This window comes from Kitasatospora sp. NPDC001261, from assembly GCF_042896795.1.
Taxonomy (GTDB): Bacteria; Actinomycetota; Actinomycetes; order Streptomycetales; family Streptomycetaceae; genus Kitasatospora.
The window spans coordinates 145837-160371 of sequence record NZ_JBIAXP010000017.1; the positions used below are offsets into that span (position 1 = coordinate 145837).

12 protein-coding genes are annotated in these 14535 nt (G+C 74.2%); 7 read left to right on the forward strand and 5 right to left on the reverse strand.

What is annotated here, in order from left to right; all coding sequences use genetic code 11:
• The first annotated feature begins 227 nt into the window (after positions 1 to 227).
• Entirely contained in the window at positions 228 to 1589 is a 1362-nt protein-coding gene (locus ACFY4B_RS23475; protein WP_387970627.1) for a Fic family protein, read from the forward strand.
• A gap of 35 nt (positions 1590 to 1624) precedes the next feature.
• Here ACFY4B_RS23475 and ACFY4B_RS23480 read toward each other — a convergent pair whose 3' ends face one another.
• Both ACFY4B_RS23480 and ACFY4B_RS23485 read right to left on the reverse strand, forming a co-directional pair.
• Positions 1625 to 2266: a nucleotidyltransferase domain-containing protein gene (locus ACFY4B_RS23480; RefSeq protein ID WP_387970630.1), complete on the reverse strand. Its 642-nt coding sequence runs from the start codon at positions 2264 to 2266 to the stop codon at positions 1625 to 1627.
• 90 nt (positions 2267 to 2356) lie between these two features.
• Complete coding sequence (locus ACFY4B_RS23485) at positions 2357 to 2983, reverse strand: class I SAM-dependent methyltransferase (RefSeq protein WP_387970633.1); 627 nt, start codon at positions 2981 to 2983, stop codon at positions 2357 to 2359.
• Positions 2984 to 3242: 259 nt separating this feature from the next.
• Between ACFY4B_RS23485 and ACFY4B_RS23490 the strand changes: the two genes are divergently transcribed.
• Positions 3243 to 4451 carry a cytochrome P450 gene (locus tag ACFY4B_RS23490; protein WP_387970636.1) on the forward strand — a complete coding sequence of 403 codons (1209 nt, stop codon included), beginning with the start codon at positions 3243 to 3245 and terminating at the stop codon, positions 4449 to 4451.
• Positions 4445 to 4678 carry a ferredoxin gene (locus ACFY4B_RS23495; RefSeq protein ID WP_387970639.1) on the forward strand — a complete coding sequence of 78 codons (234 nt, stop codon included), beginning with the start codon at positions 4445 to 4447 and terminating at the stop codon, positions 4676 to 4678. The genes ACFY4B_RS23490 and ACFY4B_RS23495 overlap by 7 nt, the downstream gene beginning before the upstream one ends.
• Positions 4679 to 4736: 58 nt before the next feature.
• Here ACFY4B_RS23495 and ACFY4B_RS23500 read toward each other — a convergent pair whose 3' ends face one another.
• Together ACFY4B_RS23500 and ACFY4B_RS23505 are read right to left on the reverse strand one after the other, a co-directional pair.
• The gene (locus ACFY4B_RS23500; RefSeq protein ID WP_387970642.1) at positions 4737 to 5351 is read right to left on the reverse strand and encodes a TetR/AcrR family transcriptional regulator; all 615 of its coding nucleotides are present in this window, start codon (positions 5349 to 5351) and stop codon (positions 4737 to 4739) included.
• 95 nt (positions 5352 to 5446) lie between these two features.
• Entirely contained in the window at positions 5447 to 6670 is a 1224-nt protein-coding gene (locus ACFY4B_RS23505) for a glycosyltransferase (RefSeq protein ID WP_387970644.1), read from the reverse strand.
• A 731-nt stretch (positions 6671 to 7401) separates the two neighbouring features.
• Here ACFY4B_RS23505 and ACFY4B_RS23510 point away from each other — a divergent pair.
• Entirely contained in the window at positions 7402 to 8316 is a 915-nt protein-coding gene (locus ACFY4B_RS23510) for a hypothetical protein (RefSeq protein ID WP_387970646.1), read from the forward strand.
• Between the two features lie 33 nt (positions 8317 to 8349).
• Here the strand turns inward: ACFY4B_RS23510 and ACFY4B_RS23515 are convergent, their stop codons facing one another.
• Positions 8350 to 11022, reverse strand: coding sequence for an NACHT domain-containing protein (locus ACFY4B_RS23515; RefSeq protein ID WP_387970649.1), 2673 nt, complete (start codon positions 11020 to 11022; stop codon positions 8350 to 8352).
• Between the two features lie 238 nt (positions 11023 to 11260).
• Here ACFY4B_RS23515 and ACFY4B_RS23520 point away from each other — a divergent pair, with 238 nt between their 5' ends.
• The 3 genes from ACFY4B_RS23520 to ACFY4B_RS23530 all read left to right on the forward strand — a co-directional run bounded on the left by ACFY4B_RS23520 (position 11261) and on the right by ACFY4B_RS23530 (position 14485).
• On the forward strand, positions 11261 to 12877 hold the full coding sequence (locus ACFY4B_RS23520) for an SMI1/KNR4 family protein (RefSeq protein WP_387970652.1): 1617 nt from the start codon (positions 11261 to 11263) through the stop codon (positions 12875 to 12877).
• Between the two features lie 10 nt (positions 12878 to 12887).
• Positions 12888 to 13058, forward strand: coding sequence for a hypothetical protein (locus ACFY4B_RS23525; protein WP_387970655.1), 171 nt, complete (start codon positions 12888 to 12890; stop codon positions 13056 to 13058).
• Positions 13059 to 13225: 167 nt separating this feature from the next.
• A complete protein-coding gene (locus ACFY4B_RS23530) occupies positions 13226 to 14485 on the forward strand; it encodes a phophatidylserine decarboxylase associated domain-containing protein (RefSeq protein WP_387970658.1) in 1260 nt (419 codons plus the stop codon).
• Positions 14486 to 14535 lie beyond the last annotated feature (50 nt).

Below are 14535 nucleotides of genomic sequence, written 5' to 3' on the forward strand. Positions count from 1 at the left end.
GCGCGCCCCCCCCCCCCCCCGCCCGCCCCCCCGCCCCCCCGCGCGCCCCCGCCCCCCCCCGCCCCGGGGGGGGCCCCCCCCCCGCGCCGGGGCCCCCCCCCCCCGGCGGTCCGCCGTCGGACGGGTGACGGTCAGGGCGAGCAGCGGCGACGAGCGTGGTGCCCTGCCCTGTGGACTGCCGGAAAAGGTGTTGCTCGCGCCCCCGGGCCCCGTGGCACCCTGACCCGGTGCTCAACACGCTCCACCCCACAGACCTGACCTGGGACGACGTCGACCCCGCCGACCACCCCTTCGACCCCGCCTCGGTGGCGGGGGTGATCCGCTCCCTCGGGCCGGCGCGGCGGGTGCCCTCCCGGCTTGACCCGGCCATCGATCTGACCAGGGTCAACTGGGCCTGGGAGGTGGCCAAACCCTGGTCCGACGCCATGACGCACGTGCTGATGGAGCGCTACGGCCGCTGGGCGGCCGGGTGGCGCTGGTCGCTCGGCGAGGGGGACGTCGACGGCGGGCCGGTCGGGAACTGGTGCTGCGGATCGCACTCGATCACCACCCCGGAGCAGACCCTCGACCGGGTCGTGGCGGCTCTGTGCGAGTGGCGTGACTGGCTGGAGCGGCTCGCGGAGTGGTTCGAGGCCTACCCCCTGGACCCGGAGACCCTGGACGCGGACCGGATCCTCTGGGAGCGCGCCGCCCGCAACCTGATCCTGCAGGTGGCCGACCGGACGGGCGCCGAGAGCGGCTGGTACGGGCACTGCCGGCAGGTCCTGGAGTGGTTCCTCGGCTACTGGGGCGTCGCCCCCGAGCCGGCCGAGCGACTGGTTCGACAGGCGGTCGGCGGCCGGTTCAAGAGCTGGACCGCACCCGACACCGTCCTGGCCGACGAGGTCGCGGAGCGACTCGTCGGCCCACTGCGTCCGCAGGACATCTACTGGTCGCCGGACCCGGGCGAGCTCCCGGACCACCTGGAACGCTGGCTCGCCGTGCGCGAGAGCGTGCCGTGGTCGGACGGCGCCGACGGCGAGGACGGCACGGACAGCGGGCCGGTGACCCCCGCCCGCGACGGAGCGGCGGAGGACTTCCGCTTCTTCGATGCCGCCGTGGACCCCGCCCGCGCCGCCGGCCTGCTCACCGCACTGGAGCTGGTGCGGGCCGACGCGGCGCGTGGTGCCGTGCTCGACTTCGAGCTGCTGCGCGGCTGGCAGCAGCACGTGCTGGGCACCCCCGAGCCGCCGCCGCTGCGCACCCGCCCCGCCTTCGCCAAAGGCGGCGAAGAGCGCTACGGGATCGGCCCCGACACCCGCGCCCGCCTCGACGCCTGCCTGGCGCAGGCCGCCGACGGCCGGATCCCGCTGGCCGCGAGGGCGGCCCGGGTCTACCTGGATGTCTGCTTCTTCCACCCGTTCGACGACGGCAACGCCCGCGCCGCCCTGCTCACCCTGCTGTTCGTGCTGGCCCGCGCAGGCGTCACCCTCGACTCGGTGCTGCTCATCCGCCGGTTCGGCTACCGGGCCGACGACCCGCACGACGCGCTGAGCCTGTGCCGCTCCGTCGAGATCCACCTCAGGCAGAGCCGCGCCGCCGCTCAGTGACCGGCGGCAGTTGACACGGGGCCCAGTGGGGGCGGCTACAGGTCCGCGAGCCAGGGGTGCCCGGGGTGTACGCGGGCGAGCAGGCCGGTCAGGGTCTCGCGCTGAGCCGGGGTCAGGTGCGGGACGGTCGTGTCGAAGTCCGACTGGTCCTTGTCCCGGACGTGCTTGGCCTTGAACAGCAGGACCAGTTCGGGGGCCAGATACGGGATGCCGTCCCGGGTGTGGTGGATGATCTCGCGGTAGGGGAGCCGGATCGTCTCGTCGCGTCGGCAGATCCAGGTGTCGCCGTCGTGCGGTTCGCGGAACACGTCGAGCAGGTAGTCGCCGGTGGCCGGATCGCGGAGCCAGGTCTGGTGGACGGCGGCCAGTACCTCCGGCGCGGCGTCCGCCCAGATCCGGCCGCTGCCCGCCGCGTCGAAGGCGTACCCGGGGAAGCGGTCGCGGACCTCGGGGAAGCCCGCGGCCGGAATCCCGATCTCGATGTCCCCGTGGGCGCGCGTCCGCCTGCCGCGGAACAGGTCCAGCGCCCACCCCGCGGCCACGTACCAGGGCGTGCCGATCCCGGCCAACCGCTGCGCGACCTCACCCGGAGTCCAGCAGGACGACCACCTGGCGGGGAGGGCCTCGATCTCGTCGGGGGACAGTTCGACGCCGCCGTCGGGTAGTTGCTCGTTCATCGCTGGAACCTATCAGCGGAGGGCCCGCCGTGGTTGTGGGCGGCGTACGTCCCGCGACCGCTCCGCTCGGCCACGGCCCCGCACGGCCCGTCAGCTCACGGGCCGCCGCGCCCAGAACAGGACGTGGCCGCTGTCGCCCTCGGGGACGAACTCCTCGTGCGCCACCTCCAGGCCGGCGTGCAGCAGCCAGGACCGGTTGGTCGCCGCGTCCGCGTGACTCCACCACATCGCGGCCCCGCCGCCGAGCCAGTTCTCGTCGGTGCCGGTCCAGGCCTGGTGCCCGGTGGTGACGAGGAGCCAGCCTCCCGGCCGTAGCCACGAGGCGATCCGCCCCAGCAGGGCCGGCTGCTCCCCGACCGGAATGTGGATCAGCGCGTACAGGCAGACCACGGCGTCGAAGGCCTCCGGCGGGAACGCCAGGGTCGTGGCGTCCGCCCGGATGAACTCGGCCTCCGGCACCAGCTCCCGTGCCCGCCGGATCTGGACGTCGCTGATGTCGACGCCCGTGACACGGCGCCCTGTTGCGGCGAGGGAGCGGGCCACGGGGACTCCGGTCCCGCACCCCACGTCCAGCACCGTGCCCGCCTCCGGGAGCCGCCCGAGCAACTCCTCGATCCACGATCCGTACTTCGTCTCGCTGTTGAACGCGCGTTCGTAGTGCGCGGACAGCAGGTCGTATCCACGCCGGACCAGGTCCTTCGGGTTTTCGTCATCCACAACGGCGCACCGTAGCCGTCCCTGACCGGCGGAGCGACAGCATTTCGACTGCCGCCGGCCTCGACAGGTGCCCTCCTCCCGGCAGCGTTCTGGAGGCTGACTGTGCGTGCTGACGGTGTTACGCTCCCAGTAAGAGAGAGTTGACTCTCACTTGTCGGCCGGAAGGGCACTCGTCCGCCCTGGTCCGGACGGGCAAGGAGAGCACGGCTCCGTCAAGCGTTCACTGCTCTTGTGGCCCTTCGGCCGGCGAGGAGAGACCATGACCGCCCCCGCACCGCAGTTACCCTTCGAGCGCCCCAACGCCCTGGACCTGGCGCCGCTGCTCGCGCGCCTGCGCGAGGAAGGCCCGATCGCCAGGGTGACGACACCCGCCGGCGACCCGGCCTGGCTGGTGACCCGCTACGAGGAAGCCCGGGAGATCCTGAGCGACACCCGGTTCTCCCGGCTGCGCCCCGACACCGAGGGCGCCCCGAGGATCTCGTCCTCGGCGCTGCACACGCGCCCCGCCCCCTCGCCCGAGGAGGAGGACCGGGAGCATACGCGGATGCGCCGGATGCTGGCGCCCGCGTTCAGCGCGCCGCGGATGCGCCGGCTGGGCGAGCGGATCGGGGAACTCGCCGCGTCCTGCCTGGACGCGATGGACGAGGAGCGTTCGGGGGATCCGCGCCGCGCCGTCAACCTGCACGACCACCTGTCGTTCCCGCTGCCGGTGATGGTGATCTGCGAGCTGCTGGGCGTGCCGGTCGAGGACCGTGGCCTGCTGCGCGGCTGGTCCGAGCGGATCGCCGCGCTGTACGGCGGGGCCGACGGGGCCGCCGCCATGGCCGAGTTCGAGGCGTACGTGTCCGCCATCGCCGAGGAGAAGCGCAAGCGGCCGGGCCAGGACGTGATCAGCGACATCCTGGCCGTACAGGCGCAGGACCCCTCGTTCACCGAGGAGGAGATGGCCCGTCTGGCGGTGGGGCTGCTGTTCGCGGGCCACGAGACGACCTCGGCCCGGATCGACCTGGGGGTCCTGTTCCTGCTGAGCGACACCGGCCGGCGGGACCGCTTCGCCGCCGACCCCGAGGGGTCGGCCCGCGCCACCGTGGAGGAGGTCCTGCGGATGGCCGCGCCCGGCGCCCTGGGCCTGACCCGCTACGCCCGCGAGGACGTCACCCTCGCGGGGACGGCGATCGCGACGGGCGAGGCGGTGCTGGTGGCGATCAACGCCGCGAACCGGGACGGGCGGGCGTTCGAGGAGCCGGACGCCTTCGACCCGTCGCGTTCCCCCAACGCGCACCTCGCTTTCGGGCACGGCGGCCACTACTGCATCGGCAACGCGCTGGCCCGCACCGAGATGCAGATCGCGCTGACCGCGCTGTTCCGGCGCTTCCCCGGCCTGCGGCTGGCGGTGGACGCGCACAGCCTGCGCGACCACTCCGAACGGCTGGCGGGCGGCCTCGGCGAGGTCCCGGTCCTGTGGTGAACGGGGAGCGGCAGTGCGAGCGGCCCGCCGCGCGGGTGGTGGCGGACACCTCGCGGTGCGTGTCGTCGGGGCAGTGCGCGGTGACCGCGCCGTCGGTGTTCGACCAGGACGAGGCCGGGCAGGTCGTCGTGCTCGCCGCCGAGCCCGTCGGACGGGCGGCGGAAGAGGCCCGGGAGGCGGCCGCCAGGTGCCCGGCCTCGGCGCTCCGGCTGGATCCGGCGCGCTGACGGCCGGTGGTGTCGGCGGCCCGGCGGGGCCGCCGACACCAGGCAGGGCGTCAGGGCGTCAGGGCGTGCGGGAGTGCAGTGCGGGGGCGGGGCACGGCAGTGGGCGGGCCCCGGCGGGGGAGAGGCCGTCGAGGACCAGGGCCAGGTACCGGCGCCAGCCGTCCTCGCGGGGGTCCATCGTCCACAGCACCGAGACCAGCATGACGACGATGCGGTGAAGGTCGTCGGGCACGAGGTCGGCGCGGATCACGCCCGCGCTCTGACCGCGCGCCAGGAGGGCGTCCAGGGAGGCGAAGAACTCCTCGCCGGTCGCCGGGGTCAGGACGCCGGCGGCGCGGGCGGCGGCCAGGACGTTGTAGTCGCCGGCCACCGACTCCAGGGCCGCCGCCAGTACGCGGGCCAGCCCGGACGCGGGGTCGGGGTCGTCGGCGGCGGCCTGGATGACGGGCCGGACGCGCTCGCCGAAGCCCTGGTCCAGTACGGCCCGCAGGAGCGCGGCCTTGTCGGGGAAGCGGCGGAACAGCGTGGCGGCCCCGACACCGGCCCGGCGCGCCACGTCGTCGAGATGGGCGTCGGGGCCCTGTTCGGTGAAGACCTCCCGGGCGGCCCGGATGATCTTTTCCGCGTTGCGGGCGGCGTCGGCGCGCAGCAGCCGGGGGGCGTCGGGGATCATCCCGGCAGCCTATCCAAGAGTGGGTGGACCGCCGCCGGCCGTCCGGGGCGCGTGCCCTGGCCGGGTGTCAGACCGTCCAGGCTCAGCGGCCGGGGTCAGCGTCCGGGGGCCTCGGCGATCCGGGCGACGTGGGCCAGGACGGCACCGGCGCCGTCCTCGCCCGCCATGAGCCCGGCGACGGCGGCCGCACGGCGGCGGACCGGCTCGGCCAGAGCGGCCGTGATCGAGGCGGCGAGGCGCTCGGCGGTGAGGTCGGCGAACGGCACGGGCTGCGGGGCCACTCCCAGCCGGTGCAGCCGTGCCGCCCAGAACGGCTGGTCGGCCATCACGGGCACCGGTACGGCGGGGACCCCGGCGCGCAGCGCGGCGCCCGTGGTGCCCGCCCCGGCGTGGTGGACGACGGCGGCCGTGCGGGGGAACAGCCAGTCGTGGGGCACGTCGCCGACGCAGAACACGCCGTCACCCGCCGCCTCCAGCCCGGCCCAGCCCGCCTGGACCACCGCGCGCACCCCCGCCTGCCGTACCGCGGCCGTCACCAGCTCGCCGAGCCGCTCGCCCTCCCCGGGGGCCATGCTGCCGAAGCCGATGAACACCGGGGCCGGACCGGCCTGGAGGAAGTCGACCAGGTCGCCCGGAGGCTGCCAGCCGAGCGGCCGCGCGGGCCACCAGAAGCCCGCCACGTCGACCGGGGCCGGCCAGTCCGCCGGGCGCGGCAGCAGCACGGGACTGTAACCGTGGACGACCGGACGGGTGCGCCCGAGCGGTTCCGGCGACGTCGTGCCGGGAAGGCCGAGGCGCTCGCGCATCCGGTCCACGGCGCTCGAGAACATGCGGTCCGCGCCCCGGAGCCGCTCCTGGCCGGCGGCGAGGTTGCCCTCCGGTCCCAGGTCCGCGCCGCCGGCGGGGCAGGGCAGCGGGAACTCCGTGGTGGCGAAGGCGGGCGTGAGGTACGTGCCGAGGACGGGCACACCGTACGCGTCCCCCGCCGTCAGGCTGAGCGGCGACGGGGCGAAGGCGGTGAGCAGCAGGTCGGCCCCGCCCGCGACGGCGTCCGCCACGCCGTCGGCGAGCCCGTCCACGAACGCGGTCATCAGCGCGCGGATCTCCTCCGGGGAGGTCGCGCGGGCCCTGGCCCGGATGAGCTCCTCCGGATCCCCCGGCAGCGGCCGGTGCTCCAGGCCGCAGGACTCGAGCAGCGCCGCGAAGGTCGGATGGGCGACCACGGCCACCCGGTGCCCGGCGTCCACCAGACGCCGGCCCAGGCCCGTGAACGGCGCGACGTCCCCGCGGGAGCCGGTGGTGACGATCAGAATACGCATGGGGGCAATTCTCCACGCCGGGGCCGGTGTTGCTCCGGGCTCGGCCCTGGAGGGAGGGGATCTCCGCGCAGGCGGGGCTGATGGCTGCAGAACACCCCAGGCCCGGACCACACCGGGGCGCCCCGGACCGGCCCTACCGCACGCCAGGGCGGCGGCACCCTCGGGCCAGGGAGCTCGGAGGTGCGGCTGAGCCCCATCCCGCTGGTGGTGCCCAGTGCCGCACCACTATATTGAACACGTTCAAACTTGACGGCGGAGCTATTCCGAACCGTCGACGACCTGTGAAGGTCCCAGCCCTGTTCGACGTGACGACTCAAAACCGGGAGGACGCATGGCACCGGGAAATGGCGCGGACGTGGCGTCGCGCGCGGTGATCACCGTGCTCACGACATGGGTGACTCTGGTCGCTCTCCTTCTCCTGCCGATGCTGCTACCGGATCGGTGGCAGTACTACGTCTACTCGCACGGCAGCGTGATCTTGTGGATGCTGTCCATGCTCGTGGTCCCGGCCGTGGCGTGTTCCGCCAACCGACGATGGATCCGCCAGGGCACGTGGAGGGCCCCGGCCGGCGGACGCCGGGTCTGATCGGGCAGACCGCGACCGAGAGGGAGATCTCTGCTGTTTCCCCGGTGCCGGGCACGGCGCGATGGCACGATGAACTGGCCATGGTCAGAACCGAGTCGGAAGTTTTCGGTACCGGGCGAAAGCGGCGTATCAGGAGAGAAGAGCCATGCCCACCGCACCGATCACCCCCGGCGACTTCCCCACCAGCCCGCTCGCGCTGCGCTTCGCCGACCCGGCCCGGCAGGCCAAGGCCCGCGCCTTCGCCTCCGAGCAGGCGGCCGCCGCCACCGAAGCGGCGGACCTGCTGGCCCAGTTGTGGGACAACGCCCCGGGTCGGCCGGCCCGGGCGGCCGCGCTGGCCGCCGTCCACGAGCGGCTGGTCGACTGGCGCTACCGTCTCGCCGTCGCGATGGGTCCTCCTCCCGGCCCTGCCGGTGCCTTCTTCAACCCGGAGCGCTTCCGTACCCCGATCCGGGAGGGCGACACCAACTTCGACCGGCTCGGCGAGGTCGGCCGTCTGCGCGAGGGCGCGGAGTGGGACCAGGCCACGCGCGCCTACACCGGGGGCCTGGCGACCCCGGCCTCGGAAGCGATGCTTCGCTACGGCCGTCTCGCCGAGCGGCGCTTCGCCGCCGAGGGCGTCGAGGGCGACACCCTCCAGAACTGGGTGCTCCTGCCGGACGGGCGGAGGGTCGCCGGCAACCGCCTCCTGCGGGGTGAGGCCGCGCACCGCGCCGACGCCGAACTCGTCGCCCGCTACGCGGCCCGGGGCCTGGACGCCTCCCGGATCGAGACCGGCGGCAGGCCGGTCTACTCGGCCACTCCCACGCCGCGGGACAGCGCCGTCCTGCACTCCGCCGCCCTCGACCTCCTCGCCCGCCCCCACCTCACCGTCGCTGACTACCTGGCGGCCCGCTACCTGCTCTTCCAGGCCCCACAGAACAAGAAGGGAAGCGACGCCGTGACCAGGACGTTCATCGTCACGGTCGGCGCCGTCGCCCTTCCCGGTGCCGTGCCCGTCCTGCCCGAGGACGTCGACCTGCGCTGCTACGTGCTCGGCCAGAGCCCCTGCCATCCGTAGCCGGGCAGAGCCTTCTCCGGCCCTTGGTCCGCGTTACGGCCGCCAGCGCCCGCCGGAGAGCTCGGCGAGCGCCTCGGTGAGGTCGGGAGGCAGGGTCCGGACGACGTTCATCGGCTGCACCAGGTACCACCCGTCCCGCCCCCGCCAGCGGGCCGGGGGCAGGGGCGCTCCCGTCCGCGGCCGGACGTGGATGCCGTGGACGGGGGTGTCACGGCCGCGGAGGTGCACCCGGCGGACGGCGACCTCGTCCACGTCGCGCCACTCGTAGCGGCAGCGGTGCCTGCCCGTCCGGGCGGCGATGAAGGTGTCGGTGATGTGCAGTTCGATGTGCCGCCGGCGCAGGAGGCTGATCAGCATCACCAGCAGGCCGAGGACGGGCACGCCGACGATCGGCTTCCAGGAGTCGAGTCGGTCCCAGGTGCCGCTCACCGTGATCCGGACCAGGTGCAGGCCCAGCAGGGCGCCGAGCGGGCCCCAGTGCGCGAGCATGACGGCGCGGACGCGGCCGGTGAGCAGGTACGAGTCCGGGTCGCGCCGTACGGTGAGGCCGCGCCAGGTGGAGGCCGGGGGCAGGGCCAAGTCGGCGAGGGGACCGGCCGCGACCGTGGTCGCTCCGTCCGTCGTCGCTCCGTCTGGCGTCGCCCGGGGCGCCGGGACCCCCGCAGTCCCCGAGCCTCCCTGGCCTCCCGAGCGGGGCCCGGCCTTGGCGGCCAGGTGCTGCTGGAGCCGCAGGTTGCGGAAGCGGTACGTCCCGGCGGTGCGCTGGAGCAGGCCAGCCCGGTGGGCGTCCCGCAGGAAGGTCATCAGTGGCCAGGGCAGTCGGCCCACGAGGGCCAGCGAGCACCGGGCCAGCAGCCACCGGCTCCACGGGCTGAGCAGCAGGAACGTCGCGCCGGCCCCGCACCAGGTCGCCAGCGGGTAGGACCAGTCCACCTGGTGGTACCGGTAGAGATGGGCCCGCGACCAGTCCATCAGCCCGATCCCGGCGGCGAGCAGCGGCGCGAGGACGAGCAGCGTCACCAGGACCGAGGTCCGCTCCGAGCGCAGCAGCGAGTCGGGGGTCGCGGCGTCCACGGTGTCCGAGGGGGCCGCCAACGCGACCATCAGATAGGCGGACAGCAGCACCGCCGCCACCAGTGCGAGACCCTCCTCCGCCGGTGCCAGGAGCTGGAGCACGACCAGGGCGAGGATCACCGGCGGCCCGCCGATCACCACCGTGAGCCGCCAGGCCCGGCCGAGTCGCCCGTTGCGGCCGGCCGAGCGCAGAGCCCCGGCGAAGCGCAGCGGGTTGACCCGCCGTCGGGGCGTCGAGGTCTCGTCCCCGAACCAGCCCTGCCCGGCCGTGCGGACCAAGCCCGCGAGGGCGACGCCGAGACCCACGGCGGTGCCGAAGCCGAAGGGGTGGCCGGAGCCCCCGACGGCCCCGAGCCCCAGGTCGATCAGCACCGACAGGGCGATCCCCACCACGATCAGCGCGGGCGCCGCCAGCGCCCGCGGCAGTGGCGCGCCGAACAGCCGCCACCAGGCCAGCTCGGCGGTGTCCTGGCGGTTCATCAGCCGGGCGAGGAAGGACAGCCAGGCCCGGGCTCGGTCCGGTTCCCACCGCCGGGGCGGGTGCAGGCGGTCGGGCGCCGGCGGCAGCGGCGGGAACGAGGCGGGCACGATCCGGTCGAGCAGGTGCTGCTCCACCTGCCAGGCGGTCGCGAAGCGCTGGCGGTCCAGCAGCTCGCCCGGGTCCGCCGGGGCCCGCTCGTACCCGCGCCGCAGCAGCCAGACCATCAGCGGCGTCGACAGTGCCCGGCTCACCGGGCTGTCGGGCGCCGAGCGGAGTTCGGTGAGCAGCGGCGCCCACTGCGCGGCGCGCGAGGGCTGCCGGGCCCGGTGCAGGTAGGAGGCGACGTCGCCGGGGGCCAGCGGCAGCGCCTCGATCGCCGAGTCCACCCGGAGCACGTCCCGCTGGGTGGCCACCAGTTCGCGGTAGGGCTCGGTCCGGCAGATCAGCACCACCCCGCCCTCCTGGCCCAGTTGGCGCCCGAGGGCGCCGAGCACGGCGGTCCTCCGGTGCTCGGGCAGCTCGTCGAGGCTGTCCAGGACGGGCAGCAGGCGGCGCTCGCTCACCAGTCGGCGGGCGGGATGGAGCCCGTCCACCCGGGGCAGACCGGGGTGCTCCTCCGTGATCCGGCCGGCCAGCCAGTCGTGGAAGTTGACCCGCTCGGCGTCCCAGGACTCCAGCGAGAGCATGACGGGCACCGGGACGTCCTCGCCCCGGGTGAGCCGACGGGCGAGCAGCTCCAGGGTGAGCAGCACGGCGAGGGTCGTCTTGCCCGCGCCGGCCCCGCCGAGGATCAGCAGGCGGCGGTGGTCGAGTCCCAGCAGGGCCTCGGCCATCGTGCCGACCCGGTCGCCGCGCCCGCCGAGTTCGGCCCCCGGCGCGAGCGCGGTGCGGCTGTGCACCCAGCGGACGGCCAACGGTTCGGGGTCGGCCATGTCCCAGGCGTCGGCCTCGGCCCGCCACTGGTACAGCAGGCTGCGGGCGAGCCGCTCCTCGGCGAGGCCGAGCGGTGTCTCCGCCGCCACGGCCCGGGGCGGCACGGTGAGGTGCAGCTCCCCGTTGAGCACACCGATCTGCACCAGGTAGTGGACCGTACTGTCGGTGACGACGTTCCGGATGTTCGTGGGCCCGTGGCCGTCCTCGAATTCCACCACTCCCCGGCTCCGCCCCTGTGTCGACCGCTGCCGCGCGAACTTCCTTTCTACCAGCGCCCGCCCGACCTGTTCGACGGACCGTCGGTTCTCCCGCGGTTCCGGTCCGGGCCGGGCGGACGGGCCCGGCCCGAACCGGTACTCGGCCGGAAGAGCACCAGGCCGACTGGTCTCACCCAGCCCGTGCGCCCGGCACCTCGGCCCACGGGGCTGTCACAGCCCCCTGCGATGATCGCCGGCAGTGTCGACAGAACCGGAGCAGAGCATGGCCGAGCAGGTGGAGCAGGGCGTCGCGCGGGTGGCCGAGAGCATCGCGGCGAACGCACCCGAGGGTTGGACGGAGGCGGTGCTGGCCAGCCGTCAAGGCCTGTTCGGCCTGGGCGTCTCCGGTCGGTACACGATCGCCGGTGAGAAGCCGCGGCCGGTCCACGGGGCCGCGATCTTCCAGGGCCTGGACGACGTGACGGCGGCGGTGGGCGCGGCCCGCGGTTGGGAGCGCACGAATCTGGAGATACGGTGCCGGCCGTCCGGCGAGTTCGCCCTGACGGCGTCCCGGCAGGTCGTCTCCCGCCTGCACGATGCCCGTCCCGGGTTCCTGGCCGTCCTGGACCACGACTGTCGGCTGTCCCAGCCGGGTTTCGCCCAGGAGGAGAGCGGCGCCGCCCCGGCGGGCGATCCGGACCTCGCGGTCACCCGGCTGCGGGCCTACCTGGAGTGGCGTGCCGACATCCTGGGACACGCCGAGAAGCTGCCACCGCCGGTGACCACCACGGCACTCGACGACGCCGAGCGCCGGCTCGGCCGGCCGCTGCCCGCCGACCTGCGAGCGCTCTACCTGATCGCCGACGGCAGCGGAGACGAGGCGATCGGCCTCTTCGGCAACCTCGCCTGGATGCCCCTGGCACGCCTGGTCGCCGCGAATGCGAACCTGTGGGAGCCGGTGTGGTCCGGCTGGGAGACCTCCTGGGACTCGGTCGTGCTCGACGCCGAGCCGCTCGACACCGTCCGGCGCTGCCACGAGCACCCGGGCTGGCTGCCGTTCGCGACCGCCGACGACGGCAACTACCTGGCGGTCGACATGTCCCCGGCCCGGGCCGGACGTCCCGGCCAGGTGATCCAGATCGGCCGCGACTACTACGATGGGCCGCTCTACGTCTGCGACTCCGTCACCTCACTCCTCGCCCGCTACCTGGACCTGCTGGAGCGGGACGCCTACGAAGTGGAGGAGGACGAGGTCGACTACATCGAGTTCGTGGAAGGCCCACGTGAATTCGGCTCCAGCCCCGAGCTGGTGGCGGACGGAATTCCTCAGGACGTCCCACCCGGCGTTCAGACCGTCCTGATCCACTGCAACGCCCCCAGTGGGCTCATGGACCTCACCCCGCTCACCGCCGCTCCCCACCTGCGGCGCCTCGAACTCCACCGCCGCCCTGTCGACGACCTGTCCCCGCTTCGGGAGCTGCCCGTCGAGTTCCTGGGCGTCACCCTGCACGGCGGCGACCTCGCGCCGCTCGCGGGCCACCGGCACCTGACCGCCCTCGACCTCGCCACATCCGGGCCCGTCGACATCGCCCCACTGCGCACCGTCCCGAACCTCCGCGGCCTGGACCTCTCCCGGGCGGAGGTCCGGAACCTCACCGCGCTCGCCGAGTGCCCCGACCTGCGCTACCTGGCCCTCACCGCCGGCCAGTGGGCCGTCCTGCTGGACCAGGGCGCGCTCCCGGCCACCCTGGCCGCCGCCCGCCTGGCCGGAGCGGAGGTGCCCGATGACGTGGCGCTGGCCTGGGCCGAACGACTCGGCCGGTTCGTCGGGGAGCCGTTCACCGTCACCGGGACCCTCGCTCCTGACGGCGGGTGAGAACGGCCGCGTGCACATCCACCGGCTGCGCAAGATCCTGCGCATCGGGGACAGCCCGGCCTCGGTGATCGGGCACGACCGGGGCGGCTACCGGCTGGTCTCCGGCGCCGCCGAGGTGGACCTGGCGCGGATGGAGGACCTGGTCACCGCCGGGCCGTGGCCCGCGGCGCGACATCCTTGAACGGCTCAACTCGCATATCAGCTGAGCTGATTACCGATCTCCTTCGTCCTTTCGGGTTCTCTTTCCGGACGGGCCGTGATTCCTGGCCCCGCCCCGGCGGGCCCGGCCGAGACTGGCCAGGAATCCTGCCGGATCGTCACCGATCGAACGCCATGACGGAGGAAAGCATGCTCGGAGATCTCACGGGCGCAGTGACCGACGCCCGCTACCGTGCCTCGTTCGGGCGGGTCGCCGGTTACCTGCCGAAGGACCGCCGGGCCGTCGACGCCTGGCTGGCGGACCTCGCGGACCGGGCCCAGGCGCGAACGGGGTCGCACAGCCCCGCCGTTGCGGTCATGGAGAAGCTGATCGAGACCGACAGGAACACCCGGTCGCTGGTGGCCGGCACGCTGGAGCAGCTCCCGCGCGCGCTCCAGCCGATCCAGGGCGTCGGCCACCTGCTCCAGTGCGTGGACCAGATCATCACGACCGCGCCCGAGTACCGCGCCAAGTCCGAGGAGCGGATCCTCTTCCCGCTGTCCGCGCTGTTCGCGAACATGGCGCTGACGAAGGCGGGCGAGAGCCTCCTGCGCACCCCGGCGTTCAACTCCGCGCTCCAGCAGGTCCTCCGCGAGTGGTGCGTGTTCCTGGACAGCCCCGCGAGCCGCTCCGTGCTGACCGAGGCGGACAACGGCTGGCTGTCCCCGTACTCCGTCGAACGCCACCGGCTCGACGACTACGAGATCCCCGACCGCGGCGGCGAGCACTGGGGCTTCGCGTCGTTCAACGACTTCTTCCACCGCAAGCTCAAGCCCGGGGCCCGGCCGGTCTCCACCGACCCGGCGGCGGTCCTCGCGCCGAGCGACGGCACCCTGGTGCGCCACGAGCGGAAGGTGGGGAAGAACGCCGGGTTCACCCTCAAGGGCCAGACCTTCTCCCTGGCGGAGACGCTCAACAACAGCACCTACACGGACCGCTTCGTCGGCGGCGACGTCCTGCAGTTGGTGCTCCCCGCCACCGGCTACCACCGCTGGCACGCGCCGGTCGACGGCGTGGTCCGGCACGTGGAGGTCGTCCCCGGCCTGGTGTTCGGCACGGCCGAGCTGGACGGGTCGGGCCCCGCGCCTCAGGGGGTGTCGTTCGGCGGCGCGGCCGCGTCCAGTACGCGTGCCCTGGTCTTCATCGAGAGCACCGCTCCCCGCATCGGCATGATCTGTCTGGCCGCCGTCGGCATCGGCGAGATCTCCTCGGTCACGCCCGTGGTCCGCGAGGACCAGGAGGTGCGGAAGGGCGACGAGCTCGGCTACTTCAGCTACGGCGGATCCACCCACTTCATGGCGTTCGAGCCGGGCAGCGACGTAGAGCCCACGGTCGAGCCGAGCGAGGACGTCGACCCCGAGGACGACCCCCAGGTCGCCACCAACGCCCCCCTCGCCAACGCTGGTTGACCCGCTCGGGTGCCGACCGGTCGTTCGCGCCCGGTCGGCACCGCCGGCCC